22 protein-coding genes are annotated in these 25560 nt (G+C 69.5%); 14 read left to right on the top strand and 8 right to left on the bottom strand.

Translation table 11 applies throughout. The features are described from left to right. Positions 1–8 precede the first annotated feature (8 nt). The 5 genes from RX333_RS00700 to RX333_RS00680 are packed head-to-tail and all read left to right on the top strand — an operon-like array spanning position 9 to position 4340. Positions 9–560 (top strand): thioredoxin family protein, encoded by a 552-nt coding sequence (locus RX333_RS00700; protein WP_316012979.1) that lies wholly within the window; start codon positions 9–11, stop codon positions 558–560. Beyond that, positions 560–1210 carry an HAD-IA family hydrolase gene (locus RX333_RS00695; RefSeq protein WP_316012978.1) on the top strand — a complete coding sequence of 217 codons (651 nt, stop codon included), beginning with the start codon at positions 560–562 and terminating at the stop codon, positions 1208–1210. The genes RX333_RS00700 and RX333_RS00695 overlap by 1 nt, the downstream gene beginning before the upstream one ends. Continuing rightward, positions 1207–2217, top strand: a complete 1011-nt coding sequence (gene folP / locus RX333_RS00690; RefSeq protein ID WP_316012977.1) for a dihydropteroate synthase — start codon at positions 1207–1209, stop codon at positions 2215–2217. Before RX333_RS00695 ends, folP begins: the two co-directional genes overlap by 4 nt. Beyond that, positions 2214–3536, top strand: coding sequence for a phosphoglucosamine mutase (gene glmM, locus RX333_RS00685; protein WP_316012976.1), 1323 nt, complete (start codon positions 2214–2216; stop codon positions 3534–3536). Before folP ends, glmM begins: the two co-directional genes overlap by 4 nt. A gap of 24 nt (positions 3537–3560) precedes the next feature. Beyond that, positions 3561–4340 carry an SDR family oxidoreductase gene (locus tag RX333_RS00680; RefSeq protein WP_316012975.1) on the top strand — a complete coding sequence of 260 codons (780 nt, stop codon included), beginning with the start codon at positions 3561–3563 and terminating at the stop codon, positions 4338–4340. A gap of 60 nt (positions 4341–4400) precedes the next feature. On the opposite strand, the gene RX333_RS00675 is transcribed toward RX333_RS00680, so the two are convergent. Then, positions 4401–5504, bottom strand: a complete 1104-nt coding sequence (locus RX333_RS00675; RefSeq protein WP_316012974.1) for a glycine cleavage T C-terminal barrel domain-containing protein — start codon at positions 5502–5504, stop codon at positions 4401–4403. A gap of 181 nt (positions 5505–5685) precedes the next feature. Here RX333_RS00675 and RX333_RS00670 point away from each other — a divergent pair, with 181 nt between their 5' ends. Both RX333_RS00670 and RX333_RS00665 read left to right on the top strand, forming a co-directional pair. Beyond that, on the top strand, positions 5686–7083 hold the full coding sequence (locus tag RX333_RS00670; RefSeq protein WP_316012973.1) for a sodium:proline symporter: 1398 nt from the start codon (positions 5686–5688) through the stop codon (positions 7081–7083). 80 nt (positions 7084–7163) lie between these two features. After that, a complete protein-coding gene (locus RX333_RS00665; RefSeq protein WP_316013233.1) occupies positions 7164–8213 on the top strand; it encodes an ABC transporter ATP-binding protein in 1050 nt (349 codons plus the stop codon). 61 nt (positions 8214–8274) lie between these two features. Here RX333_RS00665 and RX333_RS00660 read toward each other — a convergent pair whose 3' ends face one another. Continuing rightward, a complete protein-coding gene (locus tag RX333_RS00660; RefSeq protein WP_316012972.1) occupies positions 8275–9084 on the bottom strand; it encodes a dihydroneopterin aldolase in 810 nt (269 codons plus the stop codon). 204 nt (positions 9085–9288) lie between these two features. Here RX333_RS00660 and nadA point away from each other — a divergent pair, with 204 nt between their 5' ends. The 7 genes from nadA (at position 9289) to RX333_RS00625 (ending at position 19303) form a co-directional block, all read left to right on the top strand. Then, a complete protein-coding gene (nadA, locus tag RX333_RS00655) occupies positions 9289–10344 on the top strand; it encodes a quinolinate synthase NadA (protein WP_316012971.1) in 1056 nt (351 codons plus the stop codon). Beyond that, the gene (locus tag RX333_RS00650) at positions 10344–11012 is read left to right on the top strand and encodes a CAP domain-containing protein (protein ID WP_316012970.1); all 669 of its coding nucleotides are present in this window, start codon (positions 10344–10346) and stop codon (positions 11010–11012) included. Before nadA ends, RX333_RS00650 begins: the two co-directional genes overlap by 1 nt. Positions 11013–11022: 10 nt before the next feature. Continuing rightward, positions 11023–12597 carry an L-aspartate oxidase gene (locus RX333_RS00645; RefSeq protein ID WP_316012969.1) on the top strand — a complete coding sequence of 525 codons (1575 nt, stop codon included), beginning with the start codon at positions 11023–11025 and terminating at the stop codon, positions 12595–12597. A gap of 95 nt (positions 12598–12692) precedes the next feature. Continuing rightward, positions 12693–14423 carry an ATP-binding protein gene (locus tag RX333_RS00640; protein WP_316012968.1) on the top strand — a complete coding sequence of 577 codons (1731 nt, stop codon included), beginning with the start codon at positions 12693–12695 and terminating at the stop codon, positions 14421–14423. A 31-nt stretch (positions 14424–14454) separates the two neighbouring features. Continuing rightward, on the top strand, positions 14455–15804 hold the full coding sequence (locus tag RX333_RS00635; RefSeq protein WP_316012967.1) for a sigma-54 dependent transcriptional regulator: 1350 nt from the start codon (positions 14455–14457) through the stop codon (positions 15802–15804). A gap of 171 nt (positions 15805–15975) precedes the next feature. Continuing rightward, positions 15976–16998 (top strand): TAXI family TRAP transporter solute-binding subunit, encoded by a 1023-nt coding sequence (locus RX333_RS00630; protein WP_316012966.1) that lies wholly within the window; start codon positions 15976–15978, stop codon positions 16996–16998. A 154-nt stretch (positions 16999–17152) separates the two neighbouring features. Continuing rightward, positions 17153–19303 (top strand): TRAP transporter fused permease subunit, encoded by a 2151-nt coding sequence (locus RX333_RS00625; RefSeq protein ID WP_316012965.1) that lies wholly within the window; start codon positions 17153–17155, stop codon positions 19301–19303. Here RX333_RS00625 and RX333_RS00620 read toward each other — a convergent pair. From RX333_RS00620 to RX333_RS00595, 6 genes are all read right to left on the bottom strand, one after another. Then, positions 19300–19617 (bottom strand): hypothetical protein, encoded by a 318-nt coding sequence (locus RX333_RS00620; RefSeq protein WP_316012964.1) that lies wholly within the window; start codon positions 19615–19617, stop codon positions 19300–19302. The two genes, RX333_RS00625 and RX333_RS00620, sit on opposite strands and share 4 nt — an antisense overlap. A 56-nt stretch (positions 19618–19673) precedes the next feature. Then, positions 19674–20606, bottom strand: a complete 933-nt coding sequence (locus tag RX333_RS00615) for an ABC transporter permease (protein WP_316012963.1) — start codon at positions 20604–20606, stop codon at positions 19674–19676. Continuing rightward, positions 20599–21609 carry an ABC transporter permease gene (locus tag RX333_RS00610; RefSeq protein ID WP_316012962.1) on the bottom strand — a complete coding sequence of 337 codons (1011 nt, stop codon included), beginning with the start codon at positions 21607–21609 and terminating at the stop codon, positions 20599–20601. The genes RX333_RS00615 and RX333_RS00610 overlap by 8 nt, the downstream gene beginning before the upstream one ends. Positions 21610–21808: 199 nt before the next feature. Beyond that, complete coding sequence (locus RX333_RS00605; RefSeq protein ID WP_316012961.1) at positions 21809–23515, bottom strand: peptide ABC transporter substrate-binding protein; 1707 nt, start codon at positions 23513–23515, stop codon at positions 21809–21811. Beyond that, a complete protein-coding gene (locus RX333_RS00600) occupies positions 23512–24552 on the bottom strand; it encodes a dipeptide ABC transporter ATP-binding protein (protein WP_316012960.1) in 1041 nt (346 codons plus the stop codon). Before RX333_RS00600 ends, RX333_RS00605 begins: the two co-directional genes overlap by 4 nt. After that, a complete protein-coding gene (locus RX333_RS00595; protein WP_316012959.1) occupies positions 24545–25549 on the bottom strand; it encodes an ABC transporter ATP-binding protein in 1005 nt (334 codons plus the stop codon). The genes RX333_RS00600 and RX333_RS00595 overlap by 8 nt, the downstream gene beginning before the upstream one ends. Positions 25550–25560: the final 11 nt, after the last annotated feature.

Genomic DNA, 25560 nt, shown 5'->3' with positions numbered 1-25560 from the left:
ACCGCGACATGCCGGCACTCGAAACACCGCAGGGCGAACTGGGCTGGCCCGCCGCCGAATTCGGCCTGAAGGGCGTGGACGGGCGGCTCTGGTCGCTGGGCGACCTCCGCGGGGTGCGCGGGCTGGTGCTCATGTTCATCTGCAACCACTGCCCCTACGTGATCGCCGTCGCGGACCGGCTCGCCGCCACCGGGGCGGAGTTGGCCGAGCGGGGCTACGGCGTCGCCGCGATCTGCTCCAACGATGCCGAGGCCTATCCTGCCGACAACTTCGAGAACATGGCCTCCTTCGCCCGCGAACACGCCTTCCCCTTCCCCTATCTGCACGACGAGACGCAGGAGGTCGCGAAGGCTTACGGCGCCGTCTGCACCCCCGACATCTTCGGCTTCGACGCCATGCTCGACCTGCGCTATCGCGGGCGGCTCGACAGCGCGGGGCGAGGCGCGGCGGATGCCGACACCGTGCCCGAGCTGCTGCTCGCCATGCAGCAGGTGGCGCTGACGGGACGCGGGCCCGAGGTGCAGCACCCCTCCATCGGCTGCTCGATCAAGTGGCGCTGATGCGCCTGGTCTTCGACCTCGACGAGACGCTGGTCGACAGCGTACCGAGCCTCGCGGCGGCGGCGAACCGGATGCTGGCGGAGCTTGAACGCGGTCCCGTAACACCCGAGACCTACAAGCATTTCGTCGGCCACGGCATGCGTCAGCAGGTCAAGCGCGTGCTGGAGGCGACCGGCGGCATCCCCGGTGGCGACCTGCGCCCGCACTTGGCGCGCATGATCGAGATCTACGGTGCCGATCCCGTCACCGGCACCGAACCGTTCGACTGCGTGCGCGAGACGCTCGACATGCTCGCCGCCGAGGGTCACGGCCTCGCCGTCTGCACGCAAAAGCCCGAAGCGCAGGCCCGCACCCTGCTCGCAGGGCTTGCGCTGATGCCGCCCGTCACCGGCCTGACCGGCGGCGACACGCTCGACGTGCTCAAGCCCGATCCCGCCATGCTGCGCCACGCGGCAAGCCAGTTGCCCGGCGATGCACCCATCGTCATGGTCGGCGACCGCGACGTCGATGCGCAGACGGCGGCGGCCGCGGACGTGCCCTTCCTCCACTTCGCCCCGACCGGCGAGACCCTGACCGAGCCCGTCGCCGCTCGCTTCGCCCACTGGCGCGACTTCCCCGCTGCCCTCGCCTCCCTGAGCCTCGCCGCATGACCCGCGCCCGCCCCCTCGTCCAGTCCGGCCCCCGCCCGCCCGAGGCGCTGCCCCTAGCTGGTGGCGCGCTGTGGTTCGCGCAGGCGGAACTGCTGCACCGCGACGCCCCCTCCCGGATCGTGCCCGCCCGCGATCTGCCTGACGACCTCCTCGACCGGCTGACGTCCCCGCGCACCGATATCGCGGGCCTGCCGATGGACCGTCCGCAGATCATGGGCATCCTCAACGTCACGCCCGACAGCTTCTCCGATGGCGGCCGTCACGAGGGCGAGGCCGCGCTGGCCCGTGCCCGGCAGATGGTCGCCGACGGCGCCGCCATCCTCGATATCGGCGGCGAGAGCACGCGCCCCGGCGCCGCCACCGTCCCCGAAAAGGCCGAGATCGCCCGCGTCCTGCCGGTGATCGAGGCCGTGCGCGGCGCGGGCCTGAAAACGCCGATCAGCATCGACACCCGCAAGGCCGAGATCGCCCGCCGCGCCCTCGACGCAGGCGCGGACTTGTTCAACGATGTCAGCGCCCTGTCCTACGATGTTGCCAGCCTCGATGTCGCCGTCGCCTCCGGCGCACCGGTCTGCCTGATGCATGCGCAGGGCGACCCCCGCACCATGCAGGACGCGCCGCGCTACGACGACGTCCTGCTCGACGTCTATGACTGGCTCGCCGACCGGATCGCGAATTGCGAGGCCGCGGGCCTGCCCCGGTCGCGCATCGTGGTCGATCCCGGCATCGGCTTCGGCAAGACGCTGGCCCACAACCTCGCGCTCCTGCGCGGGCTGTCGCTGTTCCACGGGCTCGGCTGTCCGATCCTGCTCGGTGCCTCGCGCAAACGGTTCATCGGCACGATCGGCGGGGCCGACGCGGCGGATGCCCGCGATCCCGGCTCCCACGCCGTCATGCTCGACGCCGCACGGCAGGGCGCCCAGATCCTGCGCGTCCACGACACCGCCGGGGCGGCGCAATCGCTCGCGCTGTGGCGCGCCCTCACCCTCGAACAGGAGTCCCCATGACCCGTACCCTCTTCGGCACCGACGGCGTGCGCGGCCGCGCCAACGAAGGCAAGATGACGGCCGAGATGGCGATGAAGCTCGGCATGGCCGCCGGCGCCTATTTCCGCAATGGCGATCACCAGCACCAGATCGTCATCGGCAAGGACACCCGACGCTCGGGCTACATGCTGGAAACCGCGATGACCGCCGGTTTCGCGGCCGTGGGCATGTCCACGCTGATGCTGGGCCCGCTGCCGACGCCCGCCGTGGGGATGCTGACCCGATCCATGCGCGCCGATCTCGGCGTGATGATCTCCGCCAGCCACAACCCGTTCGAGGACAATGGCATCAAGTTCTTCGGCCCCGACGGCTTCAAGCTGTCGGACGAGGACGAAATGGCGATCGAGCGCCTGGTCGCCGACCTTCCGCCGCTGGCAGAGCCCAAAGGAATCGGCCGCTCCCGCCGCGTCGATGACGGCATCGGGCGCTATGCCGAATTCGTGAAGACCTCGCTGCCGCGCGACCTGCGCCTGTCGGGCCTGCGCATCGTGCTCGACTGCGCGAACGGCGCCGCCTACAAGGTCGCCCCGCAGGTGCTGTGGGAGCTGGGGGCGGAGGTCATCCCGCTCGGCGTCTCGCCCAACGGCTTCAACATCAACCTCGAATGCGGCTCGACCGACACCCGCGCGGCGGCCAAGGCAGTGCGCGACACCCGCGCCGATATCGGCCTGTGCCTCGACGGCGACGCGGACCGGATCATCGTGCTCGACGAGAATGGCGAGGTCGCCGATGGCGATCAGCTGATGGCGCTGATCGCCGCGCGGCGGCTGTCGAAGGGCCAGAACCTCGTCACCACCGTGATGTCCAATCTCGGGCTGGAACGGCATCTGGGCAAACTCGGCATCGGCACCACCCGCACCAAGGTCGGCGACCGCTACGTGGTCGAGGAGATGCGCCGCTCGGGTGCCACTGTGGGCGGGGAGCAGTCGGGCCATATCGTCCTGCTCGACCACGTCACGACCGGCGACGGCCTGCTGGCGGGCCTCCAGGTGCTCGCGGCACTCAAGGAGACCGGCGGGAAGGCGAGCGAGATGCTCCGCGTCTTCGAGCCGGTGCCGCAGAAGCTGACCAATGTCCGTTTCACCGCCGGGACCGAGCCACTGAAGACCGACCCGGTCAAGGAGGCCATCGCCGAGGGCGAGGAGCGGTTCGGCAAGGACGGTCGCCTCGTCATCCGCGCCAGCGGCACCGAACCCGTCATCCGCGTGATGGGCGAGCATGAGGACCCCGGCCTTCTCGACGAGGTCGTGGACGGCATCGCCCGCGCCGTCGCGGGCTGAACATTCACCTGAAAGGAGATCGTCATGGATCTGGGAATCAAGGGAAAACGCGCCATCGTCTGCGCCAGCTCCAAGGGCCTCGGCCGCGGCTGCGCCGAGGCGCTGGCGGCGGCGGGCGTGGACCTCGTCCTCAATGCCCGCACGGCCGAGACGCTGGAACAGACGGCGCAGGAAATCCGCGATGCCTACGGCGTGAAGGTCGAGGCCGTGGCCTGCGACATCACCACCGAGGAGGGCCGCGCCGAGGTGCTGGCCAAGCTGCCCGATCCCGACATCCTCGTCACCAATGCGGGCGGTCCGCCGCCGGGCAAATGGTCGGACTGGGAGATCGCCGATTTCGAGGCGGCGCTGCACGCCAACATGCTGACCCCGATCATGCTGATGAAGCACACGCTGCCCAGGATGATCGATCGCGGCTGGGGCCGCGTGGTGAACATCACCTCGCAAAGCGTGAAGGCCCCGATCCCGGTGCTGGGCCTGTCCAACTCCGCCCGCGCGGGCCTGACCGGCTATGTCGCCGGCACCTCGCGCCAGGTGGCCGAGTATGGCGTGACCATCAACAACCTGCTGCCCGGCATCCACGCGACGGACCGGGCCAAATCGCTCGACGGCGGCGTGGTGAAGGCCGAGGGCATCACGATGGAGGAGGCGAAGAAGCGGCGCGAGGCCACCATCCCCGCCCGCCGCTACGGCACGCCCGACGAGTTCGGCGCGACCTGCGCCTTCCTCTGCTCGGTCCACGCGGGCTTCATCGTCGGGCAGAACATTCTGCACGACGGTGGCGGCACCAACGCGACCATCTGAGCGCGGCATCCCCGTCGGAGCCTCCGGCGGGGATATTTGCAGGAAGTGAAGCGGGGCGGCTCAGAAGAAAGGCAGCTCCCGCGTCGCCACCGGGACGCGGCGGCCATCTTCCAGCTCCACGTGCAGCTCCGTCCCCGGCTCGACGTCCCGCCGCACCAGCGCGAGCCCGATGGCGCAGCCCATCTTCGGCGACGGCGCGCTCGACGTCACGTGCCCGACCTTGCCCGCATCATTGAACAGCCGCAGCCAGCGGTCGTGATGCTCCGGCCCGCCCGAGGCGAAGACCACCCCGATCTGGTGACGCCGGGCGCCCTCCCGCGCCTCGCGCTGCAACGCGGCGAGCCCGATCACGTCCGCCTCGACCTCCAGATCGAGGAACTTCCCCATGCGCACCTCGTGCGGCGTGGTCGCATCGTCCGTGTCCGCCCCATAGGACAGCAGGCCGCTCTCGATCCGCTCCGACGGGTTCGGCGCCCCCGGCCCGATCTCGAAGGGCGCGCCCGCCTCCGCCACCCGGTTCCACAGGTCCGTGCCCCGGTCAGGATCGGCGAGGTACAGCTCCACCCCGCCCTGCTTCGACCAGCCCGAACGGGCGACGATCACCTCGATCCCGTCCACGCGCGCGGGCCGGAAGGCGAAATGCTTGAGCTCGCGCACCCAAGCACCCAGCAGTGCCTCCGCCACCTCCATCGCCTTCGGCCCCTGGATGGCGAGCGGCGCGATCCGGGCCTCGCGGACCTCGACGTCGAAATACCGCTCCGCCGCCACCGCCCGCGCCCACAGCACCACGTCGCTGTCGGCGATCGACAGCCAGACCTCCCCGTCCTCGTGCAACAGCAGCACCGGATCGTTGATCAGCACGCCGCGATGGTCGCACATCGCGACGTATTTGCCCTGCCCCGGCACGACCTTGCCCATGTCGCGCACGCAGATCGCCTGCGCCAGCCGCAGCGCGTCCGGTCCCGTCAGCGCGATCTGCCGCTCGACCGCCACATCCCACATCGCCACCCCTTGCGTCAGCCGCCGGTATTCGGCTTGCGGGTCGCCATAGCTCGTGGGCATCAGCATCTGGTTGTAGGTGGTGAAGCTGGTGACGCCCGCCGCCTTGGTCGCCTCGAAATAGGGGCTGCGGCGAATGCGCGTTCCCATCGACATGCCGTACATCGCGGTCCTCCCGATCTTTCGCCAAGCCTGTCAACGGCTTGCGACCCGTTCTGTCCCCGAGGCGACATCGGGCGTCGCTGTCAACCCGCATCACGCTTGCGTCAGGTCACCTGCCGCGACACTTGCGCGCGGGCGGCGATGATGTAGCCATCGGGCGACACCCTTGCCCGGAGCCTGCCCCATGTCCTTCCTCGCCGATCCGCTCGCCCTCGTCGCGGCGACGCTGCTCGTGACCTTCCTCGCCTTCGCCCTGTCGCCGCGCGGGACCGATGCGGACGGGTTCTTCGCCGGGGCGGACCGCACGGGCGGCGCGCCGGGACTGTGGACGCTGGTCTTCAGCCAGGTGACGACCTGGATCTTCGCCCGCTCGCTGATGAACGCGGCGGTGCTGGGCTTCTATTACGGCTTTCCCGGCACGCTCGCCTATGCCGCCTACTACCTCAGCTTCCTGACCGGCGGCGCCATCATCGCCCGGCTGCGCGCGGGCGGCGCGGGCTCGGTGCAGGACTGGCTGCGCGACCGCTTCGGCCGGGCAGGCACCACGACCTACAACGCGGTGATCGCGCTGCGCCTGATGTCCGAGGTCTTCGCCAACCTGCTGGTGGTCGGCATCGTCTTCGCCGCCGCCTATGGCGGATCGGAATTCGCGGGTGACGTGGCGATGGTCCTGCTCGCCCTCGGAGGCCTGGGCTATTCCATGATGGGCGGCCTGCGCGCCAGCCTGCGCACGGATGTGGCGCAGATGGCGCTGTTCCTCCTGGTCTTCGCCGTCGCGCTGATCGCGCTCTTCACCCTGCCGGGGCTGGAGGTCGGGGCGCTGCTGACCGCCGAGGGCGTGTCGGGCACCGGGCCGGGCTGGCTGCTGCTCGCCGTCGCCTTCCTGCAGGTGATCTCCTACCCCGCGCATGACCCGGTGATGATGGATCGCGGCTTCCTCGCCGACCGGCGCACCACCGCGCTCAGCTTCGTCCACGCGTTCTGGATCTCGGCGCTGTGCATTCTCGGCTTCGGCCTCTTCGGCATCCAGGCGGGCATCATGGCGGCCGAGGGCGAGGCGATGGAGGCCGTCTGGTCGCGCATGTTCGGCCCCGCGATCCTGTTCTGCATCTCGCTGTCGCTGATCGTCTCCGCCGTCTCCACGCTCGACAGCGCGCTGGCGAGCGCCGCGCGCCTCGCGGTGGTCGAGATGGGCTTCGGCCAGCGCACCGTCGCGTCGGGCCGCACGGCGATGGCGCTCTTCATGCTGGGCGGCGTCGCGTTCCTGCTGGGCGACACGACCGACCTCTACGCCGCCGTCGCGATCTCGGGCACCGCCTCGATGTTCCTCGTGCCGGTGCTGGTCGTGGGGCTGTTCGGCGGGCATCCCATCCCGCTCTGGTCCTACCTCACCAGCTTCGCCGCCGCGATCCTCGGTGCCGTCACCTATTTCTTCCAATCTAGCGCGCCGGTCGTGGCGCTGCTGGGCGACGGCCATAAATACGAGCGCCTGCTCTACATCTGCATCATGGTGCTGGTCGTCGGCTTCGCCGCCACGCTCGCGGGCACCGCGCGGCAGCGGGTCGTGGCCCGAGGCTTGTGACCGGCGGCGGGAACGGTTATCTGCGCATCCGACCGTTTCGCTAAGGATTTCGCGTGAGCCTGCCGCCCCCCCGCCTCCAGATGACCGGAATCGCCCGCGACTATGGCGGGCGACGGGTGGTGGACGACGTCTCGCTCGACCTCACGGCGGGCGAGGTCACCTGCCTGCTCGGCCCCTCCGGCTGCGGCAAGTCCACGACCCTGCGCATGGCCGCGGGGGTGGAGCGTCCCAGCGAAGGCACCATCGCCATCGATGGCGCACCCGTGGCCGATCCCGGCTTCGCCCTGCCGCCCGAGAAACGCTCGGTCGGGCTGATGTTCCAGGATTTCGCGCTGTTCCCACATCTCGACGTCGCGCGCAATGTCGGCTTCGGCCTGTCGCGGCGCGAGGAGGCCCGCGTGGGCGAGCTGCTCGACCGGGTCGGCCTCGGCGCGCATCACGCGAAATATCCGCACGAGCTGTCAGGGGGAGAGCAGCAACGCGTGGCGCTGGCTCGCGCGCTCGCCCCGCGCCCCGCGATCATGCTGATGGACGAGCCGTTTTCCGGCCTCGACAACCGCCTCCGCGACGAGATCCGCGACGCCACCCTCGACATCCTGCGCGAGGAAGGCACCGCCGTTCTCCTCGTCACGCATGAGCCGGACGAGGCCATGCGCATGGCCGACAAGATCGCGCTGATGCGCGCGGGCCGGATCGTCCAGATCGGCGCGCCCTACACACTCTACACCAAGCCCGCGGACACCGCCGCCGCCGCCTTCTTCTCGGATGTCAACGTGCTCGCCGGTCGGGTCGAGGACGGGCAGACCGACACGCCCTTCGGCCCGTTCCTCGCGCCGAACATGGTAGACGGCACGCAGGTCGAGATCGTCTTCCGCCCGCAGCATTGCCGCCTCGACTTCGACCGCCCCAATGCGCCCGTGCGCCCCACGGTCGAGCATGGCATCCCCGCGCGCGGCACCGTCACCCGCGCCCGCTTCATGGGCAATCAAAGCCTTGTGGAGCTGGCGATGGACGATGGCGACGCGCGGCTGAAGGCGATCGTGCCAGGCATCTTCATGCCGCCGCAGGGCACCAAGCTCGTGATGAGCCTGCGCCGCGACCACGCCCACGTCTTCCCCGTCGGGCGCTAGGCCCCGGATTTCACTTCCGCGAAATATCCCCGCCGGAGGCGCAGGCCCGCCTCCGGGCGCCTCAGCCGACCTGTCGCGCGAACCACTCCGCCAGCGCGCCTTGCGTCAGCGCCTCCGGCCCCTCGACCGCATCGAGCACGATCTTCGAGGGCGCCCAGATGCAGATCAGCCCTTGCCGCAGCGCCCAGTCCATCTCGGTCCGCGTCGCGACCACGGTACAGCGCGGGTAGCTGCCCGCGAAGGCCCATGCCCCCTGATCGAGCGACAGCAGCGCGATGCGCCGCGCCGCCTCATCCGCGAAGGGCTCCGCGATCTCGCCCAGCGGCGGCACCACCAGCACGGTCGGACCCGCAACCGCGTCCAGCACCGCCCGATCCCCGGCCACCCGCACCTCGGGCCGCACCGCCTCGTCGGGCAGCGGCTCGGCGGGGCGCAGCGCCACGGCCTCCGCGCCCTTGCGCATCCGCACGATCTCCACCCCCAGCGCGCCGGGAATCCGGTCGAGCTTCTCGATCCGCACGAAGACCCGGATCGAGCGCGCATCCGACAGGCACCGCTCCGCGACACGCTCTGCCAGCGTCTCCAGCAGGTTGATCCGCCCGGCGCTCAGCTGCGCCTCGATCGCGTGGATGATCGTGTCGTAGCTGATGACCTTGTCCACGTCGTCGTCCTGTGCGGCGACATGCGGCGTCACCTCCAGCACGACGTTGAACCGGATGCGCTGCTTGACGCCCCGCTCGCTGAGAAATGCGCCGATCTCGACCTCGCGCACGTAGTCGCGGACCGAGATGCGGTCATGCGGCACGCCGCCCGCAGTGGCCGCCGCGCGCACATGCGGCAGTTCGAAGGCGATGGCGGTCTCGTCGGTCATGGGTCCCTCCACCCGGATGCTCGACGCCTCGCTACCCTGCCCGCCCCTGCACGACAAGTCCGCAAGCGGCAGGCGGGCCTCCGCCCGCGACCTTGACAAAACCGGGGCACCGCCACAGATTCGCGCCCGACGGCGCATCCCTTGCGCCTTTTTTGAGAGCCCATATATACTCACTGTGAGTATAACGCCCGGAAGGAGAAACCCATGTTTCTCAATGCCCAGACCAAGGCCGACACCGCCCGCGCCGAGATGGAGGCGCATTACGACCTCGAAGTGTCCGAGGCGGCGATGCGCGACACCGCGGATCTCTACGCCCGCGTGAAGGACGTGATCCCCGAGCCCGACTGGATGCGCTTCGCCCCATACGTGCGCGCCATCAACAAGCTGAAGGGGGAGAAGGACGCCGTCGTCCTCGCCCACAACTACATGACGCCCGAGATCTTCCACGGTGTGTCGGACGTGGCAGGCGACAGCCTCCAGCTCGCCATCGAGGCGACGAAGGTCCGTCAGCAGACCATCATCCAGTGCGGCGTGCACTTCATGGCCGAGACGTCTAAGATCCTGAACCCGCAAAAGACCGTGCTGATCCCCGACAGCCGCGCGGGCTGTTCGCTCGCCTCCTCGATCACCGCCGCCGATATCGAGCGGATGCGCGCCGACTATCCTGGCGCGCAGGTCGTCAGCTACGTCAACACCACTGCCGAGGTGAAGGCAGCCTCCGACATCTGCTGCACCTCGTCCAACGCGCTCGCCATCGTCGAGGCGCAGCCGGGCGACACCGTCATCATGACCCCCGACGGCTACCTCGCGCAGAACGTCGCCAACCAGGCGAAGAAGCGCATCGTCTACTGGGAAGGCGCCTGCATCGTGCACGAGCAGTTCACGGCGGAGGAGCTGCGCGCCTATCGCGAGGCGCATCCGGGCGTGGCGATCATCGCCCATCCCGAATGCCCGGTCGAGGTGGTGGAGGAGGCCGATTTCACCGGCTCCACCGCCGGGATGATCCAGTGGGTCAAGACCAACCGCCCCGCCAAGGTCGTGATGGTCACCGAATGCTCCATGTCCGACAACGTCGCGGCCGAGACGCCGGACGTGGAGTTCGTGCGCCCCTGCAACATCTGCCCGCACATGAAACGCATCAGCCTGGAGAACATCCTCTGGTCGCTGCATTCGGGCACCGAGGAAGTGACCGTGCCCGAGGAATATCTCGAACCCGCGGCCCGCGCGGTCCAGCGCATGATCGAGGTCACGAACAGCTGATGCTGCGGACCCTGACCCTGCTCGCCGCCCTCGCCCTGCCGGGCGCGGCGCTGGCCTGCCCCGCGCAGCCGCTGCCGCAATCGGCCCAGGCCGAATTGCCCGTCGACGGCACGCATGACACGCAGCTCTTCGGGCAGGCGGTGCTGCACCACGTCAACCGCGCACGCTGCGAGGCGGGGCTGACCGCCCTCGCCCCGCTCCCCGTGCTCAGCGCGGTGGCGACCGCCCATTCGCAGGACATGGTGCGCCTCGACTTCTTCGATCACATCTCGCCCGTCGCGGGGCGCGAGACGCTGGTCGACCGCGTCCGTCCGACCGGCCTGTCGCTGGCGCGGGTGGCGGAGAATATCGGCCAGATCTTCGGCGTGGATTACGAGCCGGGACGCCGCTACCGCGCGCTCGATGCGGCCAACTGCCAGTTCACCTACGAGGGCGGCACCCCGGTCGGCGACGCGCTCGGCTCGGTCGTGGGCCGCGCGGCGGAGCCCATCCCGCGCCACAGCTACGACAGCGCGGGCGCGCGCATCGTCGGCAACTGGCTCGCCTCCCCCGGCCATCGCGCCAACATCATGGCACCGGACCTGACCCGCCACGGCGCGGGCTTCGCCACCGGCGATCGCGGCCAACTCTGCGGACGGCTCTTCGTCACGCAGGTCCTGATCCAGTAGGAGCGGCTCGATGCCCGACAACCAGTTCGACACCGGCGGCACCCTGATCGTCGGGGCGGGCCTCGCGGGCCTGTTCACCGCGCTCAAGCTCGCACCGCGCCCCTGCACCGTGCTCTCGCCCGAACCGATCGGCGTCGGCGCGTCCTCGGCATGGGCACAGGGCGGCATCGCGGCGGCGGTGGGCCTCGGCGATACGGCGGAGGCGCACGCCGCCGACACGGTTGCCGCAGGGGCGGGCCTCGTCGACGCGGACATCGCCCTCGGCGTCACCTCCGAAGGGGCCGCGCGCATCTTCGACCTGCTGGACTACGGCGCGCCCTTCGACCGCGACGAGGAAGGCCGTCTGCTGCAATCGAAGGAGGCCGCCCACTCCACCAACCGCGTGGTCCGCGTCTCGGGCGACGGCGCGGGCCGCGCCATCATGGACGCGCTGATCCGAACCGTGCGCGACACGCCCTCCATCACCCTGCTCGAAGGCGTGGTCGTCGACGATCTCGCCGTGGCCGAAGGCATCTGCGTTGGCGCCTTCGGGCGGCTCGTCGCCGACCCGATGGCGAGCCCGATCCATTTCCGCGCCGATCAGGTCGTGCTCGCCACCGGCGGCATCGGCGGGCTCTACGCCGTCTCCACCAATCCCGCCCGCGTGCGCGGACAGGGCGTCGGCATGGCCGCGCGTGCAGGCGCCGTGATCGCCGACAGCGAATTCGTGCAGTTCCATCCCACCGGCATCGCCGTCGACCGCGACCCCTGCCCGCTCGCCACCGAGGCGCTGCGCGGCCACGGCGCGACCCTGATCGACGCGGACGGCCACCGCTTCATGTTCGACGTCGACCCGGCGGGCGAGCTCGCACCCCGCGACATCGTCGCCCGCGCCATCCACGCGCGCGTGGCCGCGGGGCAGCCCGTCTTCCTCGACACGCGCGAGGCGATCGGCCCCGCGATCCTCGAGGAATTCCCGACCGTCGCGGGCTACTGCATCGCCGCGGGCATCGATCCGGTGACGCAGCCGATCCCCGTGCGCCCCGCGCAGCACTACCACATGGGCGGCATCCTCACCGACGCGGTCGGCCGCGCCACGCTTCCCGGCCTCTGGGCCTGCGGCGAGGTCACGTCCACGGGCCTGCACGGCGCGAACCGCCTCGCCTCCAACTCGCTGCTGGAGGCCGTGGTCTTCGCCGCCCGCATCGCCGAGGACATCGCCGGCCGGGACCCGCGCCCGGCCGCGCGCCGCATCGCCCTGCCGCCACCCGCCCACGGCCCCGCCCCCCGGCAGGAGCCGGAAACCGCCATCGCCGAGTTGCGCGCCGTGATGGACCGCCATGTCGGCGTCGTGCGCAACCGCGCCGGCCTGACCGAGGCGCTCGCCACCCTCGCCCGGATCGAGGCGGACAACGCTCCCGGCTCGCGCGCGCTTCTCAACATGACCACCGCCGCCACCCTGATCGCCGCCGCCGCGCTGATCCGCACCGAAAGCCGCGGCGGCCACTACCGCGACGACCTGCCCGACACCGATCCCGCACAGGCCACCCGCAGCCGCCTCACGCAGGCCGAGGCACTCGCGATCCGGGCCGAGGCCGCGGGCTGACCCCCGGCCTTCATCTTCCCTCAAATACGCGATCCCGACATGCGCCGCCCCGCGCCCCGCTTGACAAGACGCGGGCGCGCCGCGCGGATGGGCGCATGACCTTCACCCGCCCGGATCTGCGCGCCGTCCTGATCGGCCTCGTCCTGCTCGTCACGGCCTTCGCGGTCTGGCACGGCACGCGCCTCTTGACCCGCGACGCGGCGCTGGAGGCCGCCGCCCAGCGGGCGGAGCTCTACCGCGCCTCGCTCATCGCGGCGCTCGAACAGTTCGATCACCTCCCGCCGGTGCTGTCCGAAGACCCGCTGCTGACCCGCGCGCTGAGCGATCCCGCGGCCCGCCCCGCTGCCAATGCGCGCCTGACGCGTTTCGCGGCGGAGGCCGGGCTCGACGCGCTCTACCTCATGGACCGCAGCGGCCTGACGATCGCCGCCTCGAACGCGGGGACGCCGGGCAGCTTCGAGGGACAGAACTACGGCTTCCGCCCCTATTTCATCGAGGCGCTGGCGGGCGGGCGCGGCGCCTATTTCGCCATCGGCGCGACCACCAATGCCCCCGGCTTCTTCCTCTCCGCCCCGATCGGCGCCGACCCGCTGCCGCTGGGCGTCGTCGCGCTGAAGCGGGACCTGACCGACCTGACCGAGGCCTGGATCGCGGGCGGCGAGCAGGTCTTCGTCAGCGACGAGAGCGGGGTCATCGTGCTCTCCGCCCTGCCGGAGCTGACCTACCGCACCCTGCGCCCGCTCGGCCCCCGCGACCGCGACCGCCTCGCCTTCGCGCGCCAGTTCGGGACCGAGCCCCTGACCCCGCTCGACGACTTCACCGGAGGGGCCACGACGCGCCTGTCTGGGCAGGAGATGCTGCACGTGACCCGGCCCGTCGGTCGGCTGGGCTGGCAGCTGCACTACTTCACCCCGCGCGCCCGTGTCCTGGCGCGGGCGAACACCGCGCTGGGGCTCTTCGCCCTTGCTGCGCTGTCGGGCTTCGCGCTGTGGCTGATCCTGCGCGGACGCCGGGTGCGCCGCGCGCTCGGCATCTCGCAGGAGGCCCGCCGCGCGCTGAGTCGCGCCAACGCCGCCCTCGCCGCCGAGATCGAGGAGCGGCGCGAGGCCCAGCTCGCCCTCGCCGCGGCACAGGCCGATCTCGAACGCTCCAGCCGTCTCGCGGCGCTCGGCCAGCTCTCCGCCTCCGTCACGCATGAGCTGGGCCAGCCCATCGCCGCGATGCGCACCTGGCTCGGGGCGGCGGACATGCCCGGCAGCGGGCACGATCCCGACACGCGCGCGCTGCTCGACCGGCTCGGCGCGATCACCGACCGGATGCAGGGCATCGTGCGCCAGCTGCGCCATTTCGCGCAGCCGCAGAAGCCGGATCTGCGCCCGGTCGACCTGCGCCTCGTCGCCACCCGCGCGGCGGAGGTCGCGGCCCCCGGCACACCCGAAGCGATCACGCTCGACCTGCCCGACGCACCGGTCCTGTCGCGCGCGGACGCGGCGCGGCTCGAACAGGTGCTCATCAACCTGCTGCGCAACGCGCGCGAGGCGAGCGCGGGCCATACCGACCGGCCCGTCACGCTGCGGATCGAGACGACCGACGTTTCCGCGCTCCTTCAGGTGCGCGACCACGGGCGCGGACTCGACCAGCCCGACCGCGTGTTCGAGCCGTTCTTCACCACCAAGCCCTCGGGCGGCGGCATGGGCCTCGGCCTCGCGATCTCCGCGACCATCATGGCCGAGCATGGTGGCACCCTGCGCGCCGAGGCGGCCGAGGGCGGCGGCACCCGCTTCATCGCAAGCCTGCCGCTGATCGCTGGCACGGCCCGTGCATGACAGCCGAGACGACCGGAGGAAGGAGCTCGCCATGACCAAGCACATCCTGATCGCCGAAGACGATGCCGACATGCGCGCGGCGCTCGATCATCTGCTGGGCCGCGCGGGCTACGAGACCCGCACGGTCGCGGACGGGCGCGCCGCGCTCGCCGCGCTCGACGCTGGACCCTGCGACGCGCTGCTGACCGACATCCGCATGCCCGTCATGGACGGGATCGAACTGATGCGCGCCGTACTTGCGCGGCCCGATCCGCCCCCCGTGCTGCTGCTCTCGGCCCATGCCGACGTGCCGCTCGCGGTGGAGGCGATGCAGGCAGGGGCCTATACCCTGATCGAAAAGCCCTTCGAAACCCCGCGCCTGCTCGCCGCCCTCTCCCACGCACTCGAACAGGCGGAGCTGAGGGCCGAGAACGCGCGCCTGCGCGGGCGGCTCGGGCGGCTCTCCGGCCTCGACCGCACCCTGATCGGCCGCAGCGCCGCCATCGCCGAACTGCGCGAGGACATCCTCGACGTCGCCGACACCCGCGCCCCCGTGCTGGTGCTGGGCGAGACCGGTACCGGCAAGGAGGTCGTCGCCCGCGCGCTCCACGACATGTCAGACCGCGCGGACGGGCCCTTCATCGCCGTCAACTGCGCCGCCGTGCCGGGAGAACTGTTCGAGGCCTCCATGTTCGGTCATGTCGCCGGCGCCTTCACCGGGGCCGCGAAGGGGGCCGAGGGCTATTTCCGCGCCTCCTCGGGGGGCACGCTCTTCCTCGACGAGATCGGCGCCTGCCCGGTCGAGCATCAGGCCAAGCTGCTGCGCGCGCTCGAAACCCAGCAGGTCGTCCCGGTCGGCGGCACCAAGCCCGTGGACGTCGACCTGCGCGTCGTCTCCGCCACCAACGAGGATCTTGCCGCCGCCATCCCCGAAGGCCGCTTCCGCGAGGACCTGCTCTACCGTCTCAACACCGTCGAGCTGCGCTTGCCCCCCTTGCGGTCGCGGCGCGAGGATATCGCGCTGCTGGCCACCCATTTCCTCGAACGGCTCGCCACCGAATACCGCGTCGATGCGCCCGATCTCGACCCCGACGAGGTCGCGGCCCTCACCGCCCATGACTGGCCCGGCAACGTCCGCGAACTGCGCCAGATCGCCGAGCGGCGCATCCTCTCTGCCCGTCGCGGCCGCGGCTCGATGGCAACGGCGCTGCGCCAGCCCGACGCCCCCGCCGCCACCTTGCGCGACGCGATGGCCGCCTACGAGCGCAACCTGATCGCCGCCGCGCTGGAGCGGCACCACGGGCGCATGGACGACGTGGCCGAGGATCTCGGCATCGGCCGCCGCACCCTGAACGAGAAGCTGGTGCGCCATGGCCTCGACAGCGCCGCCTTCCGGCCCTGATCCCTGCGGGCCGTCGCAGGCAAGCCGCCCCATCCTGCGGAAATCCGCAGACCCATAGTGCTGTGAGCGGCCATATCAACCCTATGCAGGCTGGCACGATGCTTGCAATGATCCCGGTGCGGGCCCGCAAGACGGCCCGACGAAATCCAACGCACAGGGAGTGACATCCAAATGACCCTTCACAGCATGAAGCTGATCCTCGCCGCGACCACCGCGCTCGGCCTGTCCTCGGGCGCCGCGACCGCGCAGGCGGAGGCCGCGGACTACATCCTCGCCACCGCCTCGACCGGCGGCACCTACTACCCCGTCGGCGTCGCCCTCGCGACGCTCGTCAAGGTCAAGCTGCAGCCGGGCGACGGCATCGGCATGTCCGCCATCTCCTCCGCCGGCTCGGGCGAGAACGTGCGCCTGCTGCGCGAGGACGAGGCGCAGTTCGCCATCATGCAGGGACTCTACGGCTACTACGCGGCGACCGGCACCGGCCCGCTGGAGGAAGCCGGCGCGCAGGAGAACATGCGCTCCGTCTCGATGCTCTGGCAGAACGTCGAGCATTTCGTGATCGACAGCGACCTGGCCGAGACCGGCACGATCTCCGATTTCGTCGGCCAGACCGGTCAGGCAATGGCGCTCGGCCGCCGCAACTCGGGCACCATCGGCTCCAACGCCGCGATCCTCGACGGCTTCGATGTCGACATCTACGAGGATTACGAACTGGTCGAAGGCGGCTACGGCCCGTCCGCCGAGGCGCTGCAGAACGGTCAGGTCGCGGGCATCTCCACCCCCGCGGGCGTGCCGGTCGGCGCGATCAGCCAGCTCTTCGCCGCGGCGGGTGACAGCGTGACCCTCCTGAACTTCGATGCCGACCAGATCGCGCAGGCCGATGGCGGGCGTGAGCTGTGGACCGAGTACACCATCGAGGCGGGCACCTATCCCGGCCAGGAAGAGGCCGTGACCACCATCGCGCAGCCCAACTTCCTCGCCACGCAGGCCGACCTGCCGGATGAGAACGTCTACCTGATCACCAAGACGATCTACGAGAACCTGCCCTTCCTGCAGGCGATCCACCCGGCCACGCAGGCGATGGCGATCGAGAAGGCCATCGCCGGCCTGCCGCTGCCGCTGCATCCCGGCGCGATCCGCTACTACGAGGAAGTCGGCGTCGAGATCCCCGACCGCCTGCGTCCCGCGGAGTGACGGATCCGGCCCCGACCTCGCGTCGGGGCCGCTTTCCTGCTTGAGAAGGCCCGGTCTCCCGACCGGGGCCGCCCTTACGGCCCTTGCCCCCGGCGCCCGCGCGGCGCCGGGTCATCGGCCCGTCCCTGCTTGCATCTGACAGAGTGCCGACGCCATGACCGAGACCGACCAGGCCGCCACCCAGGCCCCCACCCCGGCTGCAGACGAGATCGTCACCGAAAGCCCCACGCGGGAGCTGACCGGCCCGCTGCACTGGCTGTCCATCGCCGTCTGTCTGATCCTGTCCTGCGGGCACCTCTACCTCGCGCTCTTCCCCGTCCTCTCGGAATTCGAGCGCAACGTCTTCCACTTCTCCGGCTTCGCCTTCCTCGCCGCGCTGCTCTATCCCGTGCTGCCGCGCGAGCGGTTGAAGCGCAGCCGCGCGTCGCTCGCCTCCGACATCGCGCTGGGACTGATCGCCGTGGGCGGCGCCACCTGGATGGCGCTGGCCGAGGACGCGATCTACGACCGGGGCGTGAACCTCGCGCCTATGGACTGGATCGCCGCCATCGCCGCCATCCTCGCGGCGACCGAGCTGACGCGCCGCGTCTCGGGTCTTGTGATCCCGGTGCTCATCGTCCTGTCGCTGACCTATGTCGGCCTCTGGGGCCAGTGGGTCGGCGGCGTCTTCGCCTTCCGCGGCCTCAGCTGGGAGACCGTGCTCTTCCGCTCGATCTATGGCGACGACGCCATGTTCGGGACCATCGCGTCGATCTCCTCGACCTATGTGTTCCTCTTCATCATTTTCGGCAGCTTCCTGATCCGCTCGGGCGCGGGGGAGTTCGTGATCGACCTCGCGCGCGCCATCGCGGGCAAGCTCGTGGGCGGCCCCGGCCTCGTCGCCGTGATCGCGAGCGGCCTGACCGGCACCATCTCTGGCTCCGCCATCGCCAACACCGCCTCCACCGGCGTGATCACCATCCCGCTGATGAAGCGCGCGGGCTTCCCGGCCAAGTTCGCGGGCGGGGTCGAGGCCGCGTCCTCCACCGGCGGGCAGCTGATGCCGCCCATCATGGGTGCCGGTGCCTTCGTCATGGCGAGCTTTACCCAGATCCCCTACGAGACCATCGTCGCCGTCGCGGCCCTGCCCGCCCTGCTCTACTTCCTCACCGTCGCCTTCTTCGTGCGGATCGAGGCGAAGCGGCAGAACCTCGCCCCGATGGAGGCGCAGGGCACGACGCTGTGGAGCGCGGTGAAGGCCGGCGGGGCCAGCTTCATCCTGCCCATCGCCACGCTCATCTTCCTGCTCGTCTCGGGCTTCACCCCCACCTATGCCGCCGTGATCGGCATCGGCGCGGTGATCGTGTCGAGCTGGCTCACGCAGAACCCGATGGGCCCGAAGGCGATCTTCGAGGCGCTCGTCATGGGCGCGCGCTCGATGGTGATGACCGCCGTCCTGCTCTGCGCCGTCGGCCTCGTCGTCAACGTCATCGCCACCGCCGGCGTCGGCAACACGTTCAGCCTGATGATCGCGGATTGGAGCCAGGGCAACCTGCTGCTCGCCATCGTGCTGGTCGCGTTGGCAAGCCTCGTGCTCGGCATGGGTCTGCCGGTGACGGCGGCCTATATCGTGCTCGCCACCCTCTCCGCCCCCGCCATCGCGGGCATGATCTCCGACCGCTTCATCGTCGACATGATCGCGAACGGAGAACTGCCGATGGGCGCGCAGGCGCTGTTCATGCTGTCGGCCCCCGACATCATGCCGCTGCTCTCCGCCCCCATGCCCGTGGCCGAGGCGCGCGCCATCGTCGGAAGCCTCCCGCTGGAGGTCGCGGCCCCCCTGCGCGACACCGTCGTTCCGGCCGAGACGGCGCTCGCCGCCCTGCTTTCCGCACACATGATCATCTTCTGGCTCAGCCAGGATTCGAACGTAACCCCGCCCGTGGCGCTGGCCGCCTTCACCGCCGCGACCATCGCGAAATCGCCGCCGATGGCGACCGGCGTGGCGTCGTGGAAACTGGCCAAGGGCCTCTACATCGTGCCGGTGCTCTTCGCCTATACCGATTTCCTGTCGGGCAACTGGGGCGACGCATTCGTCGTGTTCCTGTTCGGCGTCGTGGGCACCTACGCCTTGGCCGGCGCGCTGCAAGGCTGCATGGAACGCCCGATGGGCTGGCCCGCGCGGATCGTGGCGGGGGCCGCCGGCCTCGCCTGCCTCTGGCCCGCAGGCCTCGCCGTCAACCTGATCGGCGCACTGGTCGCGATCGCCCTGCTCGTCGCCAACAAGCGCGGGATGCCCCTCGCCGCCCACCCACGCCCGGCCTAGCCGGGCACGAACGTCTCGACCGGCATCTCGAAATCGTCGAAATAGAGCCGGATCTCCACCCCGTCGGGCGGCACCGCGTCCAGCTCCTCGAACCGCAGGAACAGCGTCGCGGGCACGAGGTCGAGCGCGTTGCCCGGCGCGATCTCCACTTCGAACAGCTCGACCACCTCGGCCTCGGCCTGCGCGTAGATATAGCCGTCCTCGCCATCCGGCCCGTCCATGCCGTAGAGCGTGACGGGCACGTCCCCGACATTGTAGACGATCCCGTAGAAGGTCCAGCCCTCGGGCTCCTGGCGCAGTTCGGCATTGACCACCGACAGCCCGATCTGCTGGGCGGGGACCGGCCCCGCCAGCAGGCACGCGATCAGGATCAGCGCCCGCGAATATGCGGGTCGAGCGCGTCGCGAAGTCCGTCTCCGATATAGTTGACGCTCAAGACCGTCAGCGACAGCACCAGCCCCGGCCAGAACACCCGGCTCGGCGTCAGCGTCATGAAGTTCGCCCCGTCGTAGAGCAGCCGACCCCAGGTCGGGAAATCCGACGGAAAGCCAAGCCCGAGGAAGCTCAGCGCGCTTTCCGTGATGATGGCGGTCGCGATGCCCAGCGTCGCCGACACCATGATCGGGCTCAGCACGTTGGGCAGGATGTGGCGCAGGATGATCCGCCAGGCCGGCGTGCCGATCGAGCGCGCGGCCAGCACGAATTCGCGCTCCTTCAGCGCCAGCACGTCCCCGCGCACGATCCGGGCGGTCTGCATCCACGACGTGATCCCGATGATGAACACGATCAGCAGGAAGATCCCCGCCTCCGGCCCGAAGGCCTGACGCAGCGTATCGCGGAACAGCATGATGATGACAAGCAAAAGCGGCAGGATCGGCAGCGCCAGGAACAGATCCGTCAGCCGCATCAGGATGCCGTCGAGCCGCCTGAAATAGCCCGCAAGCACCCCGATCAGCGTGCCGAAGAACATGGCGATCGCCATCGCCGTCACGCCCACCAGCAGCGACACGCGCCCGCCCTGCAGCACCTGCGCGAACATGTCCCGGCCCAGGTTGTCCGTCCCCATCGGATGCGCGAGGCTCATGCCCTGGTTGCGCGCGCGGAAGTCGTTATAGGTCGGGTCGATCGTGTGGATGAACGGGCCGAAGATCACGGCCAGCACGATGAAGCTGAACACGATCAGCCCCGCCATCGCCCCCTTGTGCGAGGTGAACTGGCTCCACACGTCGCGCGCCAGCGTGCGCGGGCGATCCTCCACCGTCTCGACGACGGCTTCCTTCATGATGCGGTCCTGGTCACTCATAGCGGATCCTCGGATCGAGAATGCCGTACAGGATGTCGGCGATCAGGTTGAACAGCACGATCAGCACCGCGAAGATGAAGGTCAGCGTCTGCACCAGCGGGATATCCGCCCCCTGGATGCCGACGATCAGCAGCTGTCCGATCCCGTTCACGCGGAAGATCTGCTCAGTGATGATCGCCCCGCCGAAGATCGTGGGAATGTTGAGCGCGATCACCGTGACCACCGGGATCATCGAGTTTCTCAGCACGTGGATCCAGACCACCACCCGCTCGGTCATCCCCTTGGCCCGCGCGGTGCGCACGTAGTCCTGGCTGAGATTGTCGAGCATCGAGGCCCGCATGTAGCGGCTCAGCTGCGCCGCCGTCGCCAGCGCCAGCACCATCGTCGGCATGATCATCTGCTTGATCTGAAAGACGAAGCTCTCCCAGTCCGTCACCCGGTGGTTGGTGTCGTAGATCGACGGGAACCACTGCAACTCGACCGAGAAGAAGACGATGAACACCAGCCCGGTGAAGAAGGTCGGGATAGAGAAGCCGACCATCGACACGAAGGTGCCGATCTGGTCGAACCAGGAATATTGCCGATAGGCCGAGATCACGCCGATCGGCACCGCGATCAGCACGGCGATCACTTGGCTCATGCCCACGACCCACAGCGTCTGCGGCATCCGCTCGATGATCAGGTCCACGACCGGGGATCGTGTGGCCCAGCTCGTCACCCGCAGCCGATCGCCCTCGCCGATCGTCCAGCCGGTCCAGCCCTCGATCAGGTTGATGGGCTCGTTGATGAAGAACTGCTTGAGCCACAGCGCGTAGCGGACCGGGAACGGCTCGTCGAGCCCGAGGCTGTCGCGGATCTGCTGGCGCACCTCGGGCGGGATCGTCAGCGGCAGGTTGCCGGTCGGATCGCTGGGCGCGAGGTCGAGGATCGCGAAGATGATGAAGCTGATGGCCAGAAGCGTCGGGATCGCGAACAGCAATCGTCTGATGGTGAATGCGAACATGGGACGCCTCTGGTCATCGGCCATTCGTGGCCTTGTCTTGGTGTCGGGACGGCGGCCACCCGCCGCCCCGGATCTCTATCTTCGTCGAGGTTCCCGCGTTCGCGGGAACGGCGAAGCTATAGACCTCGCCGTTCCGGGCGAAGACCCGGAACCTCGACCGAACGAAGCGGCAGGACACGCCTCGCCGCCCCGCCACGCCTCACTCGGCGCGGGTCCAGTCGGCCGCGTTCCACAGCTCGCTGTCCCACTCGTTCATGCGCACGCCTTCCAGGCTGTTGGCATGGGCGGAGACGCCACCCCGGTGGATCAGCGGGATGATCGACCCCGACTCCATGATCATGTCGTTCATCTGGATGGCGAGCGCCGCCCGGTCCTCGATGGCCGCGGTGTTCGCCATCTGGGCGACCAGCGCGTCATACTCCTCTGAGCAGAAGCGCTGGATGTTCGAGCCCTGCCAGCCGCTGTCGGGCGACGGGATGTCCGAGCACAGCCAGTTGGCCATGTACCGCTCCGGGTCCGTGCCGTCGAAGTTGTTGGTGTACATCTCGATATCGGCATAGAACTTCTGGAACGTGTCCGGGCTCGACGGATCGCCGCCGAAGAAGACCGACGCGTCGATATTGCGCAGCTCCGTCTCGACGCCGATCGCTTCCCACATCTGCTTGATGAAGGCCTGCGTGCCCTGACGGACCGAGTTGGTCGAGGTCTGGAACAGCACGCTCAGACGCTCGCCATCCTTGGTGCGCACGCCGTCGTCGCCCATCTCCCAGCCGGCCTCGTCGAGGATGCGGTTCGCCTCGTCGGGGTCGTATTCCAGGCACCAGTCGTTGTTGGTGGAGGCATAGACCTCGGGTGCGGGCAGCACGTTGCAGGTCGGCTGACCCGCCTCGCCGTAGCCCGCCTCGACCAGGATCTCGCGGTCGATCGCGATCGACAGCGCCCGGTTGACCATCGGATCGGTCAGGAACGGGTGCGGATGGGCGACCGTCGAGCGCTCCTCGCCCAGCGAGGGGTCGGGATCGGTCTGGTTCATGTGCAGACGCTCGACGCTCGTGCCGAAGGAGGACACGACCATGCCCTGCCCCGCGGCCTGCATCTGGCTTAGGATCTCGGGCTCGACCTGCAGGTTCCAGGCATAGTCGAACTCGCCCGTCTCCAGCACCGACCGCGCGGCGGAGGCCGCGTCGCCGCCGCCTTTCAGCGTGACGGTCGCGAAGGCCGGCTTGGCCGCGTCGCGATAGTTCGGGTTCGCCTCGTAGGTGATCACGTCATTGGCGCGGAAATCGCTGACCATGAACGGGCCGGTCCCGATCGGGCCGAAGTTCTGGTCCGTGCAGGTCGGCGCGTTGGTGCCCATGCAGTCGGCGAACTGCGCAGCCTGAAGGATTGGCGACTGCGCGCCGACGAAGGGCCCGTAGGGGAAGGGCTTGGGGACCGAGAAGGTGATGCGGATGGTCTGGTCGTCCACCGCCTCGACACTCTCGACATCGGTGTAGTTCGAGACCTGCGCGCAGCCGCCCTCGGGGTCGGTGCAGTACTCCCAAGTGAACACCGCGTCCGCGGCGGTCAGCGGCGTGCCGTCCGACCACATCACACCGTCCGAGATGGTCCAGGTGATCGTGGTCAGGTCCTCGGACACGCCACCGTTCTCGACCGTGGGGATCTCGTCGACCAGCCAGGGCACCATGGTCCCCGTTTCGTCATAGCGGGCCAGAGGCTCCAGGATCAGCGAGGCGGCCTCGATCTCCTTGGTGCCGCCCGACAGATACGGGTTCAGCGTCGAGGGCGCCTGCCAGTAGATGATGTTGAGCTGACCGTCCGCGCCGCGCTCGGTATGCGCATCCGCATGAGCCATGCCCGCGGTCACGAGGGCGGTCGCCCCCATCAGAAGACCGAAGCGTTTCATATGATCTCTCCTTGTTGGATTATGATTTTATCGTTGCCGCGCAATTGGTTTGCGTCTTGTTCTTCATCCACCAGATGACAGGCGGTGAACCGCCCCGGTGTATGTTCGCGAAACTCCGGCACCACCTCGCGGCAGATCTCCATCACCTTCGGGCAGCGCGTGCAGAAATTGCAGCCCTTGGGCGGGTTGGCCGGGCTCGGCACGTCGCCGGTCAGGATGATCTGCTCGCGCGTCGCCTCGACCTCGGGGTCGGCGACCGGCACGGCGCTCAGCAGCGCCTGCGTGTAGGGATGCCGCGGTTCGGAATAGAGCGCGTCGCGCGGCGCCAGTTCGACGATCTTGCCCAGATACATCACCGCGACCCGCGTCGCGAGGTGGCGCACCATGCTCAGATCGTGGCTGATGAACAGATAGGTCAGGCCCAGATCGCGCTGAAGGTCTTCGAGCAGGTTGACCACCTGCGCCTGGATCGACACGTCGAGCGCCGCGATCGGCTCGTCGCAGACGATGAACTTGGGGTTCAGCGCCAGCGCCCGCGCGATGCCGATCCGCTGCCGCTGCCCGCCCGAGAACTCATGCGGATAGCGGTCGGCATAGCGCCGGTTCAACCCCACCGCGTCCATCAGCTCGCGCACGCGGGCATTGCGCGCCTTGCGGTCCATGTCCGTGTGCTCGCGCAGCGGTTCGGAGATGATCTCCCCCACCGTCATGCGCGGGTTCAGGCTCGCCTGCGGATCCTGAAAGATCATCTGCATCTGCGGTCGCGCCTTTCGCAGCGCCTTCGGCCCCAGCCCCGCCACGTCCACGCCGCCGATCCGCACCGATCCGGCGGTCGGGTCGTAGAGCCGCAGGATCGCCCGGCCCGTCGTGGACTTGCCGCAGCCGCTCTCGCCCACCAGGCCCAGCGTCTCGCCCTCGTGGATGTCGAAGCTCAGGTCGTCGACCGCCTTCACCTCGCCCACCTTGCGGCGCAGGACACCCTTGTGGATGTCGAAATACATCTTCAGATCGCGGATCTCCACCAGCGGTCTAGTCATGGAAGCGCGCCTCCCCCGTCTCGGGATCCCACCAGCAGGCGACGTCGTGCCGGTGGCCGACGTCGATGCGCACCGGGTTCTCCGTCAGGCAGCGCCCGAAGGCGTGGGCGCAGCGCGGCGCGAAGGGGCAGGACGTCGGATGCGCGTCGAGCTGTGGCGGCTGACCCTCGATCGTGCGCAGCCGCTCCGACCGCTCCCCCGTCACCTGCGGCAGCGTCTCCAGCAGCGCGCGTGTATAGGGATGCTGCGGCCGCGCGAACAACTCGCGCACCGGCGCCTGCTCGACGATCTGACCCGCATACATCACGATCACCCGGTCCGCGATGCCCGCCACGACGCCAAGGTCGTGCGTGATCCAGACGATGCCGGTCTCGAATTCATGGCGCAGCTTGCGCACCAGCTCGATGATCTGCGCCTGGATCGTCACGTCGAGCGCGGTGGTCGGCTCGTCCGCGATCAGCAGCTTCGGATCGCAGGCCAGCGCCATCGCGATCATCACCCGCTGGCGCATCCCGCCCGAGAACTGGTGCGGATAGTCGCCCAGCCGCCGCTCCGCATCCGGGATGCCGACGAGCGCGATCAGCTCCGCCGCCCGCTTGCGCGCCGCCCGCTTGCCCATGCCCATGTGCTTGCGCAACCGCTCGGTGATCTGGCGGCCGACGGTGAAGACCGGGTTGAGCGAGGTCATCGGGTCCTGGAAGACGAAGCCCACGTCGCGGCCCCTCAGCCGCAACAGCTCCCGCCGGGACATGGCGCGCACGTCGCGCCCCTCGAACAGCACCTCGCCCGACACGACCTCCGCCGCGCGGGGCAGCAGGTTCATCAGGCTCATCATCGTCACCGACTTGCCCGAGCCGCTCTCCCCCACGACGCCGACCAGTTCACCCGGTGCAACCTCGAAGGAAACCGAATTGACCGCGTGCACATCGCCCGATCGCGTATGGAACACGGTCTTGAGGTCCGCCACGTCCAGCAGCGGTGCCTTGTCATCTCGCATCTATCTTCCCT

This window comes from Roseobacter sp. HKCCA0434 (assembly GCF_032464675.1).
In the GTDB taxonomy this organism is placed as follows: Bacteria; Pseudomonadota; Alphaproteobacteria; order Rhodobacterales; family Rhodobacteraceae; genus Pontivivens.
Note: the sequence above shows the minus strand (reverse complement) of the source record. Positions and strands in the feature narration are given on the sequence as shown.